The sequence below is a fragment of the Variovorax sp. Soil_C_12 genome (assembly GCF_057657375.1).
Window position 1 is genome coordinate 307,821 of the sequence record NZ_JBDGIO010000007.1, and the last position, 18,181, is coordinate 326,001.

Here is an 18,181-nt window from a genome sequence, read left to right on the forward strand (position 1 = left end):
GCGGACCTTGGCCATCTGACGTAGCAGTCACTCGCCGTCGGCCCACGCGGACAGAGCGGCACCGGTACTGCAGCAACGCGCAGCCGAGGTACAGCGGCCTGAGCGCCACACGGTCAGTTAGCGGGCCCACCACCTCCTCGACATGGACCGCACATCGGTCGCGAATTCGAGGGGTCTCGCCGATCTGAGACGCGTCGCGGTGTGCTCCTGGCGGACGCGGCGTCATGGTGGAGTCACGGCCGGATCCTATGGTTGGCGCTTTCCACCTGCCATGGGACTAGCACATGAAGCTCCTGTCGCTGCTCGCCGCGACCACTCTCGCCTTCGTCTCGATCTCCGCCTGCGCCCAGCCAGGTGAGCGGCACGGCGCCCGCCCGCCGGCGCCGCCGCTGGTCATCGGCCACCGCGGCGCCAGCGGCTACCTGCCCGAGCACACGCTGGCTGCCTACTGGATGGCCATCGAGCAAGGCGCCGACTACGTCGAGCCCGACCTCGTGATCACCAAGGACGGCGTGCTCGTGGCCAGGCACGAGAACGCGATCGCGATCCTCAATGCCGACGGCTCGGTGCGCGAAGCCACCACCGACGTAGTCGATCGTCCCGAGTTCGCATCGCGCAAGACCGCGAAGATGATCGACGGCGTGACGGTGACCGGCTGGTTCACCGAGGACTTCACGCTCGCCGAGTTGAAGACGCTGCGTGCCCGCGAGCGACTGCCCGCGCTGCGCACCGCGAACACGCGCTTCGACGGCATGTTCGAGGTGCCGACGCTCGACGAGGTGCTGCAGCTCGTCGCGCAGGCCAACGAGCGCCGCCGCGCCGAGGCGCACGCCGGGCGCGGTCGTCCGGCGGCGTGGCGACCGATCGGTGTGTACCCGGAAACCAAGCACCCGAGCTACTTCCAAGGCATCGGCCTGCCGCTCGAGGAGCCGCTGGTGCGCACGCTGACGCGCCACGGCTACGTGGGGCCGCAGGCGCCGGTGTTCATCCAGTCGTTCGAGACCGCCAACCTGCGCAAGCTCAACCGCATGACGCAGGTGCCGCTGGTCCAGCTCATCAGCGCGAGCGGCAAGCCGTGGGATTTCGTCGCGAGCGGCGATCCGCGCACCTACGCCGATCTGGCCAAGCCCGCCGGGCTGGCCGAGATCCGCAGCTATGCGAACGGGGTGGGCGCCAACACCAGCGTGATGATTCCGCTCACCACAGCCGGCACGCTCGGCACACCGACGAGCTTCGTCAGCGACGCCCACGCAGCCGGTCTGATCGTGCACGGCTGGACCTTCCGCGCCGAGAACACCTTCCTGCCGAACGAGTTCGACGCTGGTGCCGACCCGGCGGCCTTCGGCAAGCTCGACGGCCAGATCAAGGCCTTCCTCAAGCTCGGTATGGACGGATTCTTCACCGACCATCCGCACCTCGGCAAGCTCGCGCGCGACTCCTTCGTCGCACCTTGACGGTCGGGCCCGGCGCAGGGGCGGCGTGTCTTCTTGCGCACGACGACGCGCCTGGCCTCCAGATCGACCTGCACCGCCTTGGCCCACCAGCCCGCTGAGACCCCTTGCGGGTACAGCTCGTCGGGCGGGTGGGACAGCAAGCAATCGCGCGCAACTCGTCCAGCGCGATGGCCCGCGAAGAGGCAGACAGCAGTCCATCCGGCGGTTGCGCCAGGTGCGGCGCTTTTGGAACCGCTTTTGGAACGTAACCAGCCTCGACCGCCACCAGCGAAAGATTCTCAGCGAAGTAGTCGTTCGAGGAGATGCTTGCTAAAGCCGCTCCGCTCAAGCGCAGGCCCGGTCATTCGTCTGGACCACGTCTCAACGCATTGACCCCTTTGCAGCATTGAATTCCAAGATCGCGCTATCGGATGCGGTAGCGCGATTTTTTTTGGTCGAGCCTTGGGTGAATAGCACCATTGTTTGTCTTGCGGCCCGCATGCCCGCCTTGTACGATCCAGCCGATGGAATGTGAATATTTCACATTTTCCGTGCTCCAACTCCCCCAACTCGAGGCAATAGAGGCGAAATGCTGAACGTCGACAAGATCCTGGCACGGTCATTTCGAATCCTGACGCTGAGCGGCGCGCTCGCGCTCTCGGCCTGCGGAGGCGGAGGTGGGGGAGGTGGTGGCGGTGGTGGCGGTTTCTGGGCCGGCACCGGGACCACTGCAACCAGCTCTACAGGCACGCTGCGAGTTGCGATGACCGATGCACCCGCCTGCGGCTTCGACAATGTTTTTGTGACGGTCGAAAAAGTGCGGGTCCACAGTGATGCCAGCGCAGACACCGGTGGAGCCGGGTGGGTGGACATCACCGTCAGCCCGGCGCGGCGCATCGATCTCCTGTCCTTGACCAATGGCGTGCTGACGACGCTCGGCCAGACCCCGCTCTCGGCTGGCACCTACCAGCAGGTCCGCCTGGTGCTCTCGGCCAACGGCGCCGGTAATGCCACGGCCAACGCGGTGGTGCCCACCGGTGGCGCCGAGCAGCCGCTCGACACCCCGAGCGCGGTGCAGGCCGGCATCAAGATCATCCGCCCCTTCACCGTGGCGGCGGATACGCTCACCGAACTGGTCCTGGATTTCGATGCCTGCAAATCGATCGTGACGCGCGGCAACGGCAGCTACGGCCTCAAGCCGGTCGTGACTGCGCTACCGAGCACCGTGAGCGGCTCGGTCATCGGTGTGCTGGCCAGCGCGCCGGGCGCCGCGGTGTACGCGCAGCGCAATGGCCAAGTGGTCAAGGCCACGGTGGCGGACGGCAATGGTAACTTCACTTTGTCGCCGATCGAGCAGAGCAGCAGCGTGGGCACGGTGGACGTGGTGATCGTGCCGACCTCGGCCAACGGGCGCGCCACCGGCATCATCCGCGACGTGCCGGTCACCGCCGGCGCGAGCACGACCCTGGCGAGCACGAACAATCCCATCTCACTGCCGAGTTCGCCCATCCGCAAGGTGACGGGCACCGTCAGCCCAGCCAGCGCGCAGGCGACGGTCCGGGCCCTGCAGTCGAGCGGCGCGCGCACCTACGAAATCGCCGCCACCGCGGCCACCGCCGACACTGGTGCCTACAGCCTCTTCGCGACACAGCCGGCGCTGCCGGCGGCGGCGCCGGTGGTAGGGACCTACCAGACGTCCCTTCCCATTCCCTTGACGGCAGATGCCGCCGCGGCGGGCAAGTACAGCTTGCAGGCCACAAGCACCACGGATGCCGTCACCACGCGGCAGGCAGATGTCTCCGCTGGCGACCTCACCGGCCAGGACCTCCAGTTCTGAACGCCTGCGGATGGCTCAACGCCTGGGCGGCCGCTCGTGCCCGCTTGAACTCGCTCGTCGAAGCTGGGCAGTTCCTATTCGACACCATCGGATAGCAGCGGCGCATTGCTGCGCCGCCGCCGCCTAAGAACCGGACGTGCGAGTCACCCCGCATCCGGCTCAAGCCATTCTTCAGCACCAGGCTTTGGCACCGAACAGGTTGACGGAACGTTTCGCGGCTCGACGACGAGCCAGGTACGCAGTCCATTCCGGGTCGAACAGATGGGCGGCCCCAGGAACCTTGACGTGGCGCGTGACCGCTATCGTCGATGCTCGGAAAAGCTGAAGGCTGACAGTTGTGCCGTCGGCCGAACCCTCGTGCGGCTGAACACCGGCCTGTGGAGGCTGGCGCTGCAGCGCATCGGCCGCTGACGCGGCTGGGCCGGAGCCGGGGCTCCGGCCCTGTGACGCGGGGCGCCTGGCGTCGCGTCGAGCCGGCGTCCACTCCCGGCTCGCTATGCCCCTGTGCGCCTTCGTGCGGATCCTGGCCTGCGCCTCGTGGAAACGAGAGAGCACGTGCGGCCTGCAAGGAGGGCTTCGAGATCGCGAGCGCCTGGAGAAGGGGGGCAGTACCACGCGAGATTGCGCCGCGGCCGGCAGCGACGGCCTCCCCCCCAGGCACATCGTCGCGCTCAAATGCGCCACTCGCCCCCGTTGGCGGGGTCTTCCTGTCGGCTCAGGCCTACAAAAAAACAAATTCAAGCAGGCTGCTCGTTCAGTGAGCATCGCAATGAAAGGCCAAGCCGGTCGCGGCTCCGGCGAGATGCTCACCCGGTTATCCACAGAGTCATACACCGGCCACGGGGAAAACAAGGCCTTGACTTTCGTATTTTGGTGCACTGCACAACGCCTGTTCTTCGTAGGACTGGCACGTTCTAAGTGCGTGACGGCAACGCGTCGCAGCACGCCATGTTGGTGCGACCCCTTCCACGTTGTCCACAAAATGATGCGAGCGACAACTCACTTGCCGCCGGCCGTCCGGACGAGGAAAGCGCGAGGTCGATGATGGCTTTCGCTGAACCAGACCGTTACCGCATTCCCCTCAAGCCTGGGCGCATCGGTGTTTGTTCCTAATGGATTGCCTGGACGAAGCGCGCTACGTTGTCGTCATGAGAAAGTGAAGGCTGTCACCCAGGGAAAGGAGGCGAGCAATGCCGATGGAACTGCTGAGCCGGCTCTGCAAAGCCAGGATGCCGTGCCACGTCTCGGACGAAGACGAGATCGAGAAGCTGTCCGTCTTGAGCGCTGCGCAACTCGTCGAGGCAGACATCCCGCCCATGCTGGAGGACGCCGGGCTTCGATGGTTTTCCGGGGCTGCCGTGGTTCATCACGTGTCCGAAGAGGGCTTTGCAGCGGTCAGCGGCCGCGGGACAGGGCGACACGCCCTCGCTCGCGGCGACGTCGAGCGGCGGCCCTGCCCTTGAACTGGCCGTCGGCGCCTCATCTTCAACAAGGAATCCATCGTGCCAGCGACGCCTGAAGAGATGGAGCGACTCGTCGCAGCCTTCGAGAAGGCGCATGCGCCGGTCGCGCGGGCGATGGCGGATCTGCTGATACGCGGCAACGTCCTCCTGGAGGAGCACCGAATGCTCGAGGGCCCCATCGGCGACGCCTTCGAGGCCTTCGTCTTCGACGTGCTCGACAAGCACGGGATCCAGAAGGAGGCATTCGCAAATGCACTTGTTGACCTGGACCGTCTGCGCGACACGATCGATCAACTGGACCAGCTGCCGCCATGAACCTCACGCACTCCAGTCGCAACAGAACCGATGATCGATCTACCGAATCGCGGTGGACTTGAGGTTCTGCGGAACCTTCGACGGCGAAGCGGGTGATGCTGAAAGAGCAGTATGCAAGTCGCTGCCCGGCCCTCTGAAGAACCCATACGCCTGAGGCGGCCCCATCACGCTATTGCCCGAGGGCTACGACAGTTTGGCTTGAGGTTGCCGTCGCCAAATTCGACGCCAGCGAAACCAGATCGGCGCGTCACGCCAGCCAGTCTGACTCGCACTGCCTGAGCAAGCTCAACCCCCGTGGCAATCGGCGCGAGGTACGGAGGTAGTTCTTCGTCGAGCCACGGCGCTGTTTCCCGATACTCCTCAGGGTTGAGCAGTACGAAGCGGATCGCGCGCTCAGCGTCATCCATCTGCGCGAGCAGTACCAGTTGCGCGATCGGCCGCCCCGACTTCAGTACATGCCACCGCCGGACGCCTCGATAAGTTCGTGGCCAGAGAACCTGCAGGCGGGCCTTCACTGTCGCTGCGAACACGAGCACCCGGCTTCGGGGGTGTACGCGGCAGTCCATTCCGAGCCGCTGCAGCAGGCCCGCGATATCGGAGGTCATCCGGTCACCGACCTTTCTGCCGACCAGCTTTCTTCGCTCGTGGAGGGCTCGGACTGCCCTTGGGTCACGGCCAGCCAACTCCAGCGCTCGTGACACTGATCCGAAGGCGTTGGTATAGGCCTTCTTCGAATGCAGACCCAACGCTTCTAGATCGTGGGCGTTCAACTTGGGGTGTTCGGCCAGCCTCTCACGAAGCACCTGGATCAGCTGCTCCTTGTCCCGACGGAGCCTGCGACGGTCCCACAGCTTGGCCTGCACCTGCTTCCACAGATCAGCCGATATCACTGGCTCGATCACGTTGTCGGCGCGCGTGGCGGGACGCTTCTTGAATGGTCAGGGCAGGCCGCGCGCTCGACGTAGAGCCGGTGCGCTTGACCGGTGGTGGCATGTTGGCCCATCACCCATTCACACCCCCACCACGCTCGAGTTGGCAGGCGCGCGCACGGCCGTTTCCCATCTGCCGGCGCAGCTACTGGGCATCGCCAGCCCGGGAGTGACAATCTACTTCTGCGTTCCCGATGGCGCAGGCTTCACGGGGTTTTCCGGGGTCGCCGGGGTCCTGGAGGGCTCGCCAGTGGCAGGCGCAGCGCCAGTCGCCGTTACCGCGGGGGACTGGGTCTGCACGGCCGCTGCAGCGGCTCCGTACCAGGTCTTGACCCCGCGGTGCCCTGCGCATGCTTCAGACCTCTTGGTGGCGCTCGAATACGTTCCGTCCTTGCATTGCGCCGTGCTGCCAGCGGGCGCCTTCGCCGGCGCCTGCGCTTGCGCGGCCAGGCAAAGAAGGGATGAGCAGATGAGAAGAACCGGCCGATAACGCATGACTGAACTCCTTGGCGCATCCAGTGGGAGGATCCTTCTTGCTCCGCCGGCAACACCGGGGGCGCCAGTCTTGGTTGCGCGTTTGCGTAGGACACTGGGCCCGCTATGCCTGGTCAACACGACCGAGCCAGCTACCGGCCTCGGCCGAGCGACGGCCGGTTGCTGGTTCTGCTCGAAGCCGTTCGGACCGTGACCGAAGCAGCGGCGTCCGATCGGCGGTGCATGGGCGGTGCGCTGAGCAAGCTGGTGGCGCTGGCTCACCTGCGGCGCGACGCCGACACCGCCTTCGCGCTGCTGGAGGAACACATCCTCAGCCGCAGCGCAACGTGCAGGCGGCCCTGACGGGGCCGAGATCTAGGAGTCCGAGCCGCAATCAATCGCGGCCCCCGGGTCAGCCTTGCCAGGCCGCACCCTGCAGCGCGAGCAGTCCGGAGCGGCCGGGGACGCTGCCGAGCGTGATGCGATGCGGCGGAAGCGCCGCGCCGATGCGCTCGGCGTGCAGCGTGTGCAGCGCGACGAGCTCGTGCCCCTGGGCCCGCCAGCCGGCGATCAGACGCTCGAAAACCTTGCGCAGCTTCAGGCCCTCGAGTTCGGCGTGCAGCGTGTAGACCTGGTCCTGCGTCGTCTGCCCGGTCAGCGCCAGCAGGTGCTGGTGCACGTTGTCCGCCGTGATGCCGTCGAGGCCGATCAGCTCGTCCAGCGTCGGCAGCGTGGTCGGGTACTGCGGCGGCCCGAGGGCCGTGCCATCGTCCGCCACCGGGACGAAGGCGTGGCTGCCGCGTGTGTCGGAGGCGAACTCGATGCCCAGCGCCGTTTCGGCCTGCGCCGCCGCCGGGTTGAACTGCCAGCCTGCGGCGCCGTGCAGCCGCGCCGGGGCGCCGAACACCTCGGCATGGCGCTGCAGCGCGCGGCGCATCTCGCGCTCGGCCCAGGCGGCGTCCCGGTTCAGCAGGCGGTCCTGCCAGCGCACGTGGTCCCAGCAATGCACGCCCACCTCGAAGCCGGCGTCGCGAACGCTGCGCAGCGTGGCGGCCTCGCGCCGGCCGATGTCCGGTCCGGGCAGCAGCACGCCGTGCAGCAGGGTGCGCAGGCCGTAGTGCTCGAGCACCGAGGTGCGCGAGACCTTGCCGAGGAAGCCCGGGCGCAGCACGCGCAGGATGGCGCGGCCGGTGTGGTCTGGTCCGAGGCTGAAGAGGAAGCTCGCGCCGCAGCGGCTCGACGCCAGCAGGCGGACCAGGGCGGGAACGCCTTCGCGGGTGCCGCGCCAGGTGTCGACGTCGACCTTCAGTGCGATCCGCGCCATCGTCGCCGCACCTTCTTTTTCAGGCTTCCAGGTCGACGGCCGCCGCGGCCTGGTCGCGGTAGTAGGCGAACATCTCGCGCAGTGCCGCCGGCATCCCGACGGTGGGTCGCCAGCCCAGCTCGGCCGTGGTGCGGCGGATGTCGGGCACGCGATACAGCACGTCCTGGTAGCCGCTGCCGTAGTAGTCCGCGGACGTCACGTCGATCAGCTCCACGGCGGCCGCGGCATCGCGGTACTCGGGCAGGGTGCATGCCAGGTCCAGCATCATCCGGGCGAGCGAGCGGATCGAAACGTTATTGTCGGGATTGCCGATGTTGTAGATCTTGCCGTCGGCGATGCCGCCCTCGTTCGCGATGATCTTCACCAGCGCCGAGATGCCGTCGTCGACATAGGTGAAGGTGCGCTGCTGGCGGCCGCCGTCGACCAGCCGGATCGGCTCGCCGCGCACGATGTGGCCGAGGAACTGGGTGAGCACGCGGCTCGAGCCTTCCTTGGGCGCATGCAGGCTGTCCAGGCCGGGGCCGACCCAGTTGAAGGGCCTGAAAAGCGTGTAGCGCAGACCCTCCTGCTGGCCGTAGGCGTGGATCACCCGGTCCATCAGCTGCTTGGCGCAGGCGTAGATCCAGCGCGGCTTGTTGATCGGGCCGTAGACCAGGTGGGAGGCCTCGGGGTCGAAGCTCTCGTCGGTGCACATGCCGTAGACCTCGCTGGTCGAGGGAAAGACCACGCGCTTGCCGTAGCGCAGGCATTGCCGAACGATCGGCAGGTTGGCCTCGAAGTCGAGCTCGAACACGCGCAGCGGCTCGCGCACGTAGGTCGCCGGCGTCGCGATCGCGACCAGCGGCAGCACCACGTCGCACTTCTTCACGTGGTATTCGATCCACTCCTTGTTGATGGTGATGTCGCCCTCGAAGAAGTGGAAGCGCGGGTGGTCGAGCCAGGGCGCGACGCGGTCGGACTGCATGTCCATGCCGTGCACCTGCCAGTCGGTGCGCTCCATGATGTGGCGCGTCAGGTGGTGGCCGATGAAGCCGTTGACGCCGAGGATGAGGACTTTGAGCATGGGGTTTGCGTCGGAGGAGAACAAGAAGGTGTCAGGCGTCGGCCGCAAGCCAGCGGCCGGAAGAAATGCTGTCGAAGTTGCCGGCGTGGAGCGGCCCGGCGACGCCGTCGCGCCGCGCCGCGAGCACGCGCAGCGCGCTGCCGTCGGCCGCGATCAGCCACAGCGAGGCGCCGTCGCTCAGGAGCCGCAGCCCGCGGCCCGGCGCATCGGCCGGCGCCGGCGCCGGCAGGGTGCGCTGGATGAAGACGCGCTGCCCATGCAGCTCGAGGAAGGCCGGCGGGTAGGGCGGCGCGAGCGCGCGCACCAGGTCGTGGATCTGCCGGGCTCCGGCGTCGCCGGGAATGCGCCCGTCTTGCGGCCTGCGCCCGCCGAAGTAGCGGCCCCGCGACAGGTCCTGGGGGCGTTCCACCACGGTGCCGTCGAGCAGCGCGGGCAGGCTGCGTGCCAGCACGATCTCGGCCGCGACCGTCACCTTGCCGAACACCTCTTGCGCCGTGTCGTCGCGCAGGATGGGCACGGCGCACTGATCGACGATCGCGCCGCTGTCGGGTTTCTCGTTCATCCGGTGCAGGGTTGCGCCGGTCTCGCGCTCGCCATGGATCACGGCCCAGTTCACGGGGGCGCGGCCCCGGTAGCGCGGCAGCAGCGAGCCGTGCATGTTGAAGGCGCCGCGCCGCGGCAGCGCCAGCCAGTCCCGCTTCAGCATCTGGCGGTAGTAGAAGCAGAACAGGAAGTCGGGCTCGGCCGCGCGCGCGGCAGCCAGCAGCGCCGGGTCGTGCGGATCCGCGGGCGCGACGCAGCGCAGCCCGTGCTCCGCGGCCACTGCCGCCACGCTGCGGAACCAGATCGTCTCGCCCGGCGCATCCGCATGGGTGAGGACCAGCGGGACCTCGACGCCGGCATCGAGCAGCACGCGCAGGCAGCGCACGCCGACGTCGTGGTAGGCGAAGACGATCGCGCGCGCGGGACGACCGCGGTCCTCGCTCACCGCTCGCGCTCCAGGATCGCACTGACCTGGTAGCGCGGCCGCGCCCGCACTTCCTGGTAGATGCGGCCGATGTACTCGCCGAGCAGGCCGATGCCGAAGAGCGCGAGCCCGACCAGCAGGAACAGCAGCGCGAACAGGGTGAACAGGCCGCCCTCCTCGGGGCCGAGCAGCAGGCGGCGTGCGGCCAGCAGGACGAACAGCGCGCCCGAGAGCAGCGAGACGACGATGCCCAGCATCGAGAAGGCCTGCAGCGGCACCACCGAGAAGCCGGTGACCAGGTCGAAGTTCAGGCGGATCAGGCTGTAGAGCGAGTACTTGGATTCGCCCGCATGCCGGGCTTCGTGGCCGACCACCACCTCGGTCGGGTTCTTCGCGAACTGGTAGGCCAGCGCCGGGATGAAGGTGTTCATCTCGTTGCACTGGTTGATCAGCCGGACGATGTCGCGGTCGTAGGCGCGCAGCATGCAGCCGTGGTCGGTCATGACGATGCCGGTCAGGCGCTGGCGCAGGCCGTTCATCGCGCGCGAGGCCCAGCGGCGCCAGGCGGCGTCCTGCCGGTCGCGGCGGATCGAGCCCACGTAGTCGTGCCCGCGGTCCATCGCCTCGACCAGCAGGCGGATGTCCTCGGGCGGGTTCTGCAGGTCGGCGTCGAGCGTGACCACGCGCGCGCCGCGGCAGTGCTCGAAGCCCGCGAGGATCGCGCGGTGCTGGCCGAAGTTGCCGTTCAGCAGGATCACGCGGGTGACGTCGGGCCGGCGCTCGAACTGCCCGGCCAGCAGCGCGGCCGAGCGGTCGCGGCTGCCGTCGTCGATGAACACGATCTCGTAGTCGAGGGCCAGCGCGTCGAGCGCCGGGTAGAGCCGTTCGAAGAGGGCAGACAGCCCGGCCTCCTCGTCGTAGACCGGGATCACGACGCTCAGGGACGGGCCGTCGGACCGCTCGAGCGGCGCCGCGCTCGCGAGGGAGGGGGCATCGTTCATCTTCATCGGAAGCTCCTTCAGTCCAGTGCGGCGACCGTCGCCGCCACGGCCGTGCACACGCGGTCCACGTCGGCGTCGGCCATGGCCGGGTACAGGGGCAGCGTCACGGTGCGTGCGCCGATGTCCTCGGCCACCGGGAAGTCGCCCGGGGCGTGGCCGCGCCGGCGGAACAGGGAAAACAGGTGCATGGCCGGGTAGTGCACGCCGACGCCGATGCCGCGCTCGCGCATCGCCGAGATGAAGTCGCCGCGGCGCGGCGCCAGCCGGCGCGGCAGCAGCGGCTGGAACATGTGCCAGTTGCCATGCTGGGCGGCGTCGACGGGGGGCAGCTCGAAGCCGAGCGAGCCGTCCCAGCGCGCGAGGTAGCGCTCGGCCAGGGCGCGTCGCCGCGCGGTGAACTCGTCGATCCGGCGCAGCTGCCCGAGCCCGATGGCGGCGGCCACGTCGGTCAGGTTGGCCTTGCTGCCCCAGTCCTCGACGTCCATGGTCCCGTCGGGCAGGCGGATCACGCCCTGCAGCCGCAGCTTCTCGAAGCGGCGGGCTTCCACCTCGTTGTTGAGCACCAGGCAGCCGCCCTCGGCGGTGCAGAGGTTCTTGTTGGCATGGAAGCTGAACGACACCAGGTCGCCGAAGCTGCCGATCTCGCGGCCGCCCCAGCGCGCGCCGAAGGACTGGGCGGCGTCTTCGATCACCCGCAGCCCGTGCCGCCGGGCGATGGCGTCGACCCGGTCGCGATCGACCGGCAGGCCGGCCAGGTCGACCGGGATCAGCGCCCGCGTGCGCGCGGTGATGGCGCGCTCCACCCGGCTGAGGTCGATGTTGCGGGTGCCGGCCTCCGCGTCGACGAAGACCGGGGTCGCGCCCACGGCCAGCACGACGTTGGCCGTCGCCACCCAGCTCAGCGGCGTGGTGATGACCTCGTCACCCGGGCCGATGCCGCACAGCCGCAGCGCGAGCTCCAGCGCCGCGGTGCCCGAGTTGACCAGCCGCACCGGCCGGCCGTCCAGGCGCTTCGTCAAGGCGGCCTCGAGCTCCAGGCAGCGCGGGCCGGTGGTGATCCAGCCCGAGCGCAGCACCTCGCCCACCTCGGCGATGGTGCGCTCGTCGATGAAGGGGCGGGTGAAGGGGAGGAAGGGCGCCGGACTCATGAACGGCTCCCGCTGTTCGCCACCAGCAGCACGCCGATGACGATGACGCCGATGCCCAGCCAGCGCTGCGCGTTGACGGCTTCGCCGAAGAGCCACCAGGCCAGCGCCGCGTTGACGACGTAGCCGATCGAGAGCATGGGATAGGCGATGCTCACGTCGACGCGCGACAGCGCGACGATCCACACCACCACGCTCACGGCATAGCAGGCCAGCCCGCCCAGGATGCCGGGGTGCTGCGCCAGCCCCAGCGCGGTGCGCCAGAGGGCGGGCGCGCCGGCCGACAGCACGATCTCGCCGCTGCTGCTGGCGCCGGCCTTCAGCAGCAGCTGGGCCGCCGCGTTGAGCAGCACGCCGCCGAGGACCCAGAAAAAGTCGAGTGCTTTCATGGCTTGACGACGACGACGCGCCGCGGGTCCTGGAACACGATGCGCATCGGCAGGCCGCGCTGGTGCAGTTCGACCCAGGCAAAAACGCTCATGTAGGCCGCCGCATGGGGCAGGGAATTCCAGCGCGCCGCGAACGCGTCGAGCGTCGGGATGGACCGCGCGGGCTCGTGCTGCTGGCCGAGGGCGAATTCATCCTCGTAGTCCACCAGCACCACGTCACGCTGGAGATAGAAGGGCAGGGTCTGGTCATAGGCGCGCACGGAGAAGACCGGCGTTTGCGGCGTGATCAGCGGCTGCAGGACAGCCGCGATCGCCGCCGCGCTCTTGAGCTGGCCGTAGCCGTTGTGGGCCTGAAGCACCACGGCCGTGGCCGTCACCTGGCTGAGCGCCAGGCTCAGCACCGCGGCCGTGATGCGGCGCCGCCCCAGGCACCACCAGCTGAGCGCGAGGCCGGCCAGCATGAGAGCGGCACCGATGCGCAGGGCCGAGGCCAGCGGCGCCAGGACTTCCGCCGGCGCCAGGATCGAGACGAAGCGGCCGCTTTGGTTGGAGGCGAGCGCGGCGAGCCCCCAGACCAGTGCCGGCAGCAGCAGGTGCCGGCGCAGCGTGTCGGCCTGTACGTCGCGCAGCTGCATCGCGACCAACAGAGCCAGCGCCGGGAACATGGGCAGGATGTACGACGGCAGCTTGGAGCCCGACGCGCTGAAGAAGAGGAGCACGAAGACGCACCAGGCCGCCAGCAGATGGCGGGGGGCGATCCCGGCCTCGGCTCGGTCCTTGCGCAGCAGCCAGGGCAGGGCGCCGGTCCAGGGCAGCATGCCGACCAGCACGAAGGGCAGGTAGTACCACCAGGCGCCTTCGCGCTGGTGCACCTCGGTCAGGTAGCGCGCGAAATGCTCGTGGATGAAGAAGAAGCTCGCGAAGCCGGGGTTGCGTAGCGACACCAGCACGAACCAGGGCGCGGTGATGGCCAGGAAGATGAGCAGGCCCGAGGCCCAGTGCAGGCCCCGCCAGAGCGACGTGTCGCGTCGCCACAGGCTGACCAGCACGAGCACCGCGCCGGGGATGACGATGCCCACCAGCCCCTTGCTCAGCACCGCGGCGCCCATTGCGGCCCAGGCAAGCCAGATCCAGCGGCGGCGCTGGCGCGCGTCCGGCCCGCCGTTGTTCGCCAGCAGCACGGCGCACAGTGCCAGCGTGAGGAACAGCGTCAGCCCCGCATCGAGGGTGAGGAAGTGGCTGTTGACCTGGATCCAGGTCATGGAGGCCGCGATCGCCAGCGCCCGGACCCCGGTCGCGCGGCCCCAGAGGCGCGCGGCGGTGAAGCCGACCACCAGCACCGTCAGGAAGCCCGCCAAGCCAGGCCACAGGCGCGCCGAGAACTCGGACACGCCGAAACCCAGGAAGGACAGGGCCCCGATCCAGTACTGAAGCGCGGGCTTCTCGAAGTAGAGCAGGCCGTTCAGGCGCGGGGTCACCCAGTCGCCGCTGCGCGCCATCTCCAGCGCCAGGCTGGCGTAGCGCCCCTCGTCGGGATGGATGAGCGAGCGGGTGCCCAGTGTGCCGAACCAGATCAGGCCGAGCAGCAGCAGCAGCGCCGCCGCGGCCCAGGCGGCAAGGTCATGAGAGCGTGCCGCGGCAGGCGGCATCCTGTGGGGACCGGGCAGCGCAATGGCGGCATGGTCCTGACGCCGGCTGGCGACTGTCTTCATCGGTCTGGGGAGCCAAGGAGGTCTGGGAGGGCAACCATCGAGGTTGGCGCACCTTGCTGAACCACACGTGAATGGCCCCTGACCGGAGGAATGCATTTAGGAGACGAAGCTTGGACGAGTCACTGCGGGATGCTGGTCGAACTCCAAAGGGCTTTTGCCGAGCGATTCGCTCGGCCTTGATTCCCGTCCCTGAGGGGCGCGGCCCGATTCCTGGCGGCGGCGGCCGCCCTTCCATCTCCATCATTCAGGGTGCGCTCGCCAAGCGGCACACCCTCGGCGGGCGCATCGCCTGATCGCCCTGCAGGCGGATGAAGCGCCGAAGCGCCGGTCCTGGTCGTTGAGACCTCGGTACATGCTCGCGTACACACAACTGACGTCGCGCACTGAGCTCGTTGCGCACGTCGATGGCATGACGGTATTGCAAAGTGCCGCGCTGCGCGCAGGGGGCGACGGTCAGGCCGTGCGACAGGCGCACGGCAGCGAAAACCTTGTCGAAGTGTCATTTGCCTCCGTCCTGCGGAGGTAGGCGTCGTCACTCGGCCAGGCGGCCAAGTGACGTTGGCGGGTGGCGTGCATGCGCTGCTCCGGCAGGACATGCCGCGCACATCTGCCTTCAGACCCACCTCTTGATCGACGCCTAGCTCGCACGGGCCGCTGTCCAGGGCTTTGGACTGCGCCACCGTCCTCGCCCGGTCCTCGCTGAGCTCGGCTGCGGCCTCCGGGCGGTCCCTGGACATCGGCCCTTGCGCTCGCTCTTCATGCGTCGAGGCGGCTCCGAAAGCAGATGTTCAACCACCGCGGCACACCCCGCAGAAAGGACCAGCCATGCATGCAGCTTCTTCCACCCGTCAGCGCCCTGCGCATACCCAAACAGCCACGGGCGTTCCCCCCGTACCCCCCGAGGACTCACCAAAAGCAGGCCAGCTTGAAGGCGAAATCCGGACCGGTCGCAGCAGCGGCCGGCTGGATGTCCGTCAGGTCATCACCGATCGCATCGTCGGCCTGCTCGAGAAGGGCGGCAACGTGTTCCGGGAGCGCTGGACGCGGGCCGCTTCGCGCGGCGTGCCGCGCAACGGCAAGACCGGCGAGCCCTACCACGGCGCCAACGTGCTGCTGCTGTGGGATGCTGCGATCGAGCACGGCTATGGATCGAATGTCTGGTTGACCTACAAGCAGGCATCGAGCCTGGGGGCGCAGGTGCGGCGCGGCGAGCGGGCGGTGATGTGCGCGCACTTCGAACGCAAGTCACGCAAGGGGCAGGACGCCGACGGCGCCGAGACGCTCCAGGACGACGAGGACGAGGGCAGGGCGGAGGCATCGTCGCGCGGCGGTGTGCTGCTGGCCATGCCGTTCTGGGTGTTCAACGTCGCGCAGATCGACGGCCTGCCGTCCGAGGTCGTCGCGCTTTGCGTCCCTGCCGCCAAGCCGCCGCGGGGACCGGTGGAGGGCGCATTGCGCCTGCTCGGCGGTTGCAATGCGACGATCCGACATGGTTTTGAGCGGGCGATGTACCTGCCGGAGCTCGACGAGATCCGGTTGCCGTGGCCAAGCCAGTTCACCAGCGCCGAAGCCTGCTGCGCCACATCGCTGCACGAACTGGTCCATTGGAGCGGCCATCCGAGCCGGCTGAATCGTCAGTTCGGGCAACGTTTCGGCGATGCGGCCTATGCGTTCGAGGAACTGGTGGCCGAGCTGGGCTCGGCGTTCGTGATGGGGCACTGCGGCCTGGTGGACGCCACCATCGAGGGCCATGCGGCCTACCTGGACAGCTGGCTGCAAGTGCTGAAGAGCGATCGCACGGCGATCTTCACGGCGGCGCGCCATGCCGGAGCCGCCTTCGAATTCATCCTGGCCAGGGAGATGCCGCTGCTGGACACTGCGGCGCTCCTTCCACCGAAAGAATGAGTCCGGTCGACCGGCGCACGTTCGGCCGGATTGCAGTTGATCGAGGTGCACGTTTGCGGCTTGGCTTCATACGACCAGCGCGCGATCGCGCCGCTCATTGGAATCTTGCGCCAATCGATGCGGCTCGTCGATTCGAGGAGACCTCAGAGGAGGAGCCGAAGCCCAGTCCAATCAAGGATTCACGAAGTGCGCACTCCACGGGAGTCGTGTGCGATGAAGGCAACGAAAGCTCTGCCAATGGAAGGCCGTCCAGTGCATGCGGCACGGTCCAAAGATAGGCCATGCGCGCCAGTTCACGCCACTGCGGCACCACCATGCCAGCGATACGAATCAGCATCCACGGCATGCTGCCGCGCCGGAAGCCCTGGGAGGGCGCAATGCCCAGGCTGGCAACTGCCGATGTGGCCGAGCAACTGATTGCCGGTGAGGGTGTAGCCGGCAAAGGCCACGTCTGAAGTCCCTTGTGACGTGGCCGTTGCGCTGCGCTCACGAATGCCTGAGCCAGATCAGGCAAAGAGGCCCAGGCGTGGGGAACGTCCATTGGCCCAGGGTAGACGAGCTTGCCGGCCGGCAATGACTTCAGGATGACAAGATCCAACCAGCTTCCCGTGCCCCTGCCAAAGAAGTCGCCGGCCCTGACGACGCTGGCAGGGAAGCCGCCCTGCATTGCCTGCTCGGCCTTGAGTTTCTCCAACGCCACTCGGATCGCACCCTTTCTCCGTGCTGGCGCGTGCCGGCGTGTCTTCACTCAACAGTGGCGGCATCGAAGCGCCGAAGTTGTGGATGTTGCCGGGCAGCATGAAATGTGCGTTCGTTCGCTGGGCGACTTCGAGGCCTGCCCGAAGCGCAGGCAGCGCTTCTGTGCTCCATCGGGTGTACGCTGGATTGACTGCATGAATAACCACGGTGACAGAACGCGCGGCGTTGGCGAGCGCATCCACGTCTGAGATCGGGACGCGTAGCAGGATGACTTTCGGCGGCAGCAATGGCGAGGCTTCAGGCCGCACTTGCGCGAGGGCCGACCAGCCCGCCGCATGGAAGGCCCGCGCCAGGGCGCAGCCAAGGCGGCCGTTGGCGCCCAGGATCAGGACGCTCGGTGGTGAAGCAACAGGAGTGTTCATCGACAGGCTGGTGTGCAGTAGGAATGGCCTCGGTCTCGGCAAGATCGCGCCATTCCGCAATTGCGCATCCCGGCAGTCCAGCCATACACTTTTGCATGACAGATGAACTGAACCGCTTCGACTGGGCGCTGGTCAAGAGCTTTCTTGCCGTGCTCGATGCCGGCAGCCTGACGGGGGCGGCTCGAAAGACGGGAGCGCTGCAACCAACGCTCAGCAGGCACATCTCGGAGCTGGAGGCACAGTGGGGTACGCCGCTGTTCGAGCGCACGGGGCGTGATGTCTCACAACGCCATCCGCGCTTGCCGTTGCCGAGGGGGCGAGGCGGATGCAAGAGGGCGCGGAAGCCGTGGCCCGGACGCTTGCGGGCCAGCAGGACCGCACGACCGGCACTGTGCGCCTGACGACCAGCATGGTGGCCCCCACCGACCTGCTTCCACCCCCTCATCGCGGAACTGCACCGCCAGGAGCCGGGCATTGCGGTCGAGTTGGTGGCGAGCGATCAGCTGACCAACTTGCTGCGTCGTGAAGCCGACATTGCTGTGAGGATGGTCCGCCCGGTTCAGGCGTGGCTCATTGGGCGAAAGGTCGGCGAAGTGGGCAGCGGCGACGACGCGAATGTGGCAGGATGAGACTGATCTCCGACGTTCAGCGTGATCGCCCGAACGGCAGTTCGGGGCCCATAGGAGCCAGCGGCGGTTTTCTCAGCGAACGACCGGTCTACCTTGGAACTTGACCTTCGCCGACGCCACCAAGAACGTCAGTGATTGCGACAGCAGTCGTTCGCGCATGCCGAACGACGATCGCGACAATTTCGGGGCCGAACGGCTGCACCCGATGGTCACGATGCAGCGCTGCCGGCCCCAAGCGGTCACACGGCGGTCGAGATTCCGCGCCGCAAAGCCGAACTTTGCTGATCGGGCGTCTGACTGTGGATGGCCGACTCGGTGTCCCGTGGCGGCGAGTTCTGTTTGCGAACGTGGCATAGACCGGCCGGACGGAGTACTCTCCAATGCATGCGCTGGGACATTCCAGCATCGGCAGCAAATCTCGCCGGCACATCCGTTGGTTCAGCCGGCGGCGGATCGCGACGGATGAAGGAGGGA

The 18,181-nt window shown here is 67.9% G+C and carries 19 protein-coding genes and 2 pseudogenes; 9 read left to right on the forward strand and 12 right to left on the reverse strand.

Annotated features, from left to right (window positions below):
* The first annotated feature begins 284 nt into the window (after positions 1-284).
* Positions 285-1,454, forward strand: coding sequence for a glycerophosphodiester phosphodiesterase (locus AC3A6X_RS20820; protein ID WP_487843978.1), 1,170 nt, complete (start codon positions 285-287; stop codon positions 1,452-1,454).
* 35 nt (positions 1,455-1,489) lie between these two features.
* Here the strand turns inward: AC3A6X_RS20820 and AC3A6X_RS20825 are convergent.
* A pseudogene (locus AC3A6X_RS20825) lies at positions 1,490-1,594 on the reverse strand (DUF6958 family protein); the annotation flags it as partial.
* A 428-nt stretch (positions 1,595-2,022) separates the two neighbouring features.
* Between AC3A6X_RS20825 and AC3A6X_RS20830 the strand changes: the two are divergent.
* The 4 genes from AC3A6X_RS20830 to AC3A6X_RS20845 all read left to right on the forward strand — a co-directional run bounded on the left by AC3A6X_RS20830 (position 2,023) and on the right by AC3A6X_RS20845 (position 5,048).
* A complete protein-coding gene (locus tag AC3A6X_RS20830) occupies positions 2,023-3,270 on the forward strand; it encodes a DUF4382 domain-containing protein (protein ID WP_487843979.1) in 1,248 nt (415 codons plus the stop codon).
* 285 nt (positions 3,271-3,555) lie between these two features.
* Positions 3,556-3,681, forward strand: coding sequence for a hypothetical protein (locus AC3A6X_RS20835; protein WP_487843980.1), 126 nt, complete (start codon positions 3,556-3,558; stop codon positions 3,679-3,681).
* Positions 3,682-4,460: 779 nt separating this feature from the next.
* Complete coding sequence (locus tag AC3A6X_RS20840; protein WP_487843981.1) at positions 4,461-4,733, forward strand: hypothetical protein; 273 nt, start codon at positions 4,461-4,463, stop codon at positions 4,731-4,733.
* 39 nt (positions 4,734-4,772) lie between these two features.
* Entirely contained in the window at positions 4,773-5,048 is a 276-nt protein-coding gene (locus AC3A6X_RS20845; protein ID WP_487843982.1) for a hypothetical protein, read from the forward strand.
* A 164-nt stretch (positions 5,049-5,212) separates the two neighbouring features.
* On the opposite strand, the gene AC3A6X_RS20850 is transcribed toward AC3A6X_RS20845, so the two are convergent.
* A complete protein-coding gene (locus AC3A6X_RS20850) occupies positions 5,213-5,950 on the reverse strand; it encodes a hypothetical protein (RefSeq protein ID WP_487843983.1) in 738 nt (245 codons plus the stop codon).
* Between the two features lie 204 nt (positions 5,951-6,154).
* Positions 6,155-6,472, reverse strand: a complete 318-nt coding sequence (locus AC3A6X_RS20855; protein WP_487843984.1) for a DUF3761 domain-containing protein — start codon at positions 6,470-6,472, stop codon at positions 6,155-6,157.
* A 189-nt stretch (positions 6,473-6,661) separates the two neighbouring features.
* Between AC3A6X_RS20855 and AC3A6X_RS20860 the strand changes: the two genes are divergently transcribed.
* Positions 6,662-6,814, forward strand: coding sequence for a hypothetical protein (locus tag AC3A6X_RS20860; RefSeq protein ID WP_487843985.1), 153 nt, complete (start codon positions 6,662-6,664; stop codon positions 6,812-6,814).
* A gap of 49 nt (positions 6,815-6,863) precedes the next feature.
* On the opposite strand, the gene AC3A6X_RS20865 is transcribed toward AC3A6X_RS20860, so the two are convergent.
* Genes AC3A6X_RS20865 through AC3A6X_RS20895 form a run of 7 tightly spaced genes read right to left on the reverse strand, consistent with a single transcriptional unit; the run spans position 6,864 to position 14,052 of the window.
* Complete coding sequence (locus AC3A6X_RS20865) at positions 6,864-7,775, reverse strand: polysaccharide deacetylase family protein (RefSeq protein WP_487843986.1); 912 nt, start codon at positions 7,773-7,775, stop codon at positions 6,864-6,866.
* 19 nt (positions 7,776-7,794) lie between these two features.
* Complete coding sequence (locus AC3A6X_RS20870; RefSeq protein WP_487843987.1) at positions 7,795-8,838, reverse strand: bifunctional UDP-4-keto-pentose/UDP-xylose synthase; 1,044 nt, start codon at positions 8,836-8,838, stop codon at positions 7,795-7,797.
* Positions 8,839-8,869: 31 nt separating this feature from the next.
* The gene (locus tag AC3A6X_RS20875) at positions 8,870-9,826 is read right to left on the reverse strand and encodes a formyltransferase (RefSeq protein WP_487843988.1); all 957 of its coding nucleotides are present in this window, start codon (positions 9,824-9,826) and stop codon (positions 8,870-8,872) included.
* On the reverse strand, positions 9,823-10,806 hold the full coding sequence (locus tag AC3A6X_RS20880) for a glycosyltransferase (protein ID WP_487844087.1): 984 nt from the start codon (positions 10,804-10,806) through the stop codon (positions 9,823-9,825). Before AC3A6X_RS20880 ends, AC3A6X_RS20875 begins: the two co-directional genes overlap by 4 nt.
* Before the next feature lie 17 nt (positions 10,807-10,823).
* Positions 10,824-11,954 carry a DegT/DnrJ/EryC1/StrS family aminotransferase gene (locus AC3A6X_RS20885; protein ID WP_487843989.1) on the reverse strand — a complete coding sequence of 377 codons (1,131 nt, stop codon included), beginning with the start codon at positions 11,952-11,954 and terminating at the stop codon, positions 10,824-10,826.
* A complete protein-coding gene (locus AC3A6X_RS20890) occupies positions 11,951-12,340 on the reverse strand; it encodes a DMT family transporter (protein ID WP_309972905.1) in 390 nt (129 codons plus the stop codon). The genes AC3A6X_RS20885 and AC3A6X_RS20890 overlap by 4 nt, the downstream gene beginning before the upstream one ends.
* Positions 12,337-14,052 (reverse strand): phospholipid carrier-dependent glycosyltransferase, encoded by a 1,716-nt coding sequence (locus AC3A6X_RS20895; RefSeq protein ID WP_487843990.1) that lies wholly within the window; start codon positions 14,050-14,052, stop codon positions 12,337-12,339. The genes AC3A6X_RS20890 and AC3A6X_RS20895 overlap by 4 nt, the downstream gene beginning before the upstream one ends.
* Positions 14,053-14,877: 825 nt before the next feature.
* Between AC3A6X_RS20895 and AC3A6X_RS20900 the strand changes: the two genes are divergently transcribed.
* Positions 14,878-15,957 (forward strand): ArdC family protein, encoded by a 1,080-nt coding sequence (locus AC3A6X_RS20900; protein ID WP_487843991.1) that lies wholly within the window; start codon positions 14,878-14,880, stop codon positions 15,955-15,957.
* Positions 15,958-16,051: 94 nt separating this feature from the next.
* Here the strand turns inward: AC3A6X_RS20900 and AC3A6X_RS20905 are convergent, their stop codons facing one another.
* Both AC3A6X_RS20905 and AC3A6X_RS20910 read right to left on the reverse strand, forming a co-directional pair.
* Positions 16,052-16,294 (reverse strand): hypothetical protein, encoded by a 243-nt coding sequence (locus AC3A6X_RS20905; protein ID WP_487843992.1) that lies wholly within the window; start codon positions 16,292-16,294, stop codon positions 16,052-16,054.
* A 169-nt stretch (positions 16,295-16,463) separates the two neighbouring features.
* Complete coding sequence (locus AC3A6X_RS20910; RefSeq protein ID WP_487843993.1) at positions 16,464-17,078, reverse strand: Rossmann-fold NAD(P)-binding domain-containing protein; 615 nt, start codon at positions 17,076-17,078, stop codon at positions 16,464-16,466.
* 95 nt (positions 17,079-17,173) lie between these two features.
* On the opposite strand from AC3A6X_RS20910, the gene AC3A6X_RS20915 reads away from it, so the two are divergent.
* Both AC3A6X_RS20915 and AC3A6X_RS20920 read left to right on the forward strand, forming a co-directional pair.
* The gene (locus AC3A6X_RS20915) at positions 17,174-17,479 is read left to right on the forward strand and encodes a helix-turn-helix domain-containing protein (protein ID WP_487843994.1); all 306 of its coding nucleotides are present in this window, start codon (positions 17,174-17,176) and stop codon (positions 17,477-17,479) included.
* A gap of 39 nt (positions 17,480-17,518) precedes the next feature.
* A pseudogene (locus AC3A6X_RS20920) lies at positions 17,519-17,707 on the forward strand (LysR family transcriptional regulator); the annotation flags it as partial.
* Positions 17,708-18,181 lie beyond the last annotated feature (474 nt).

Coding starts and splice junctions, on each gene's coding strand:
- AC3A6X_RS20820 (WP_487843978.1), top strand. CDS start 285: ATGAAGCTCCTGTCGCTGCTCGCCGCGACCACTCTCGCCTTCGTCTCG.
- AC3A6X_RS20830 (WP_487843979.1), top strand. CDS start 2,023: ATGCTGAACGTCGACAAGATCCTGGCACGGTCATTTCGAATCCTGACG.
- AC3A6X_RS20840 (WP_487843981.1), top strand. CDS start 4,461: ATGCCGATGGAACTGCTGAGCCGGCTCTGCAAAGCCAGGATGCCGTGC.
- AC3A6X_RS20855 (WP_487843984.1), bottom strand. CDS start 6,472: ATGCGTTATCGGCCGGTTCTTCTCATCTGCTCATCCCTTCTTTGCCTG.
- AC3A6X_RS20865 (WP_487843986.1), bottom strand. CDS start 7,775: ATGGCGCGGATCGCACTGAAGGTCGACGTCGACACCTGGCGCGGCACC.
- AC3A6X_RS20870 (WP_487843987.1), bottom strand. CDS start 8,838: ATGCTCAAAGTCCTCATCCTCGGCGTCAACGGCTTCATCGGCCACCAC.
- AC3A6X_RS20880 (WP_487844087.1), bottom strand. CDS start 10,806: ATGAACGATGCCCCCTCCCTCGCGAGCGCGGCGCCGCTCGAGCGGTCC.
- AC3A6X_RS20885 (WP_487843989.1), bottom strand. CDS start 11,954: ATGAGTCCGGCGCCCTTCCTCCCCTTCACCCGCCCCTTCATCGACGAG.
- AC3A6X_RS20890 (WP_309972905.1), bottom strand. CDS start 12,340: ATGAAAGCACTCGACTTTTTCTGGGTCCTCGGCGGCGTGCTGCTCAAC.
- AC3A6X_RS20895 (WP_487843990.1), bottom strand. CDS start 14,052: ATGAAGACAGTCGCCAGCCGGCGTCAGGACCATGCCGCCATTGCGCTG.
- AC3A6X_RS20900 (WP_487843991.1), top strand. CDS start 14,878: ATGCATGCAGCTTCTTCCACCCGTCAGCGCCCTGCGCATACCCAAACA.
- AC3A6X_RS20905 (WP_487843992.1), bottom strand. CDS start 16,294: ATGCTGATTCGTATCGCTGGCATGGTGGTGCCGCAGTGGCGTGAACTG.
- AC3A6X_RS20910 (WP_487843993.1), bottom strand. CDS start 17,078: ATGAACACTCCTGTTGCTTCACCACCGAGCGTCCTGATCCTGGGCGCC.
- AC3A6X_RS20915 (WP_487843994.1), top strand. CDS start 17,174: ATGACAGATGAACTGAACCGCTTCGACTGGGCGCTGGTCAAGAGCTTT.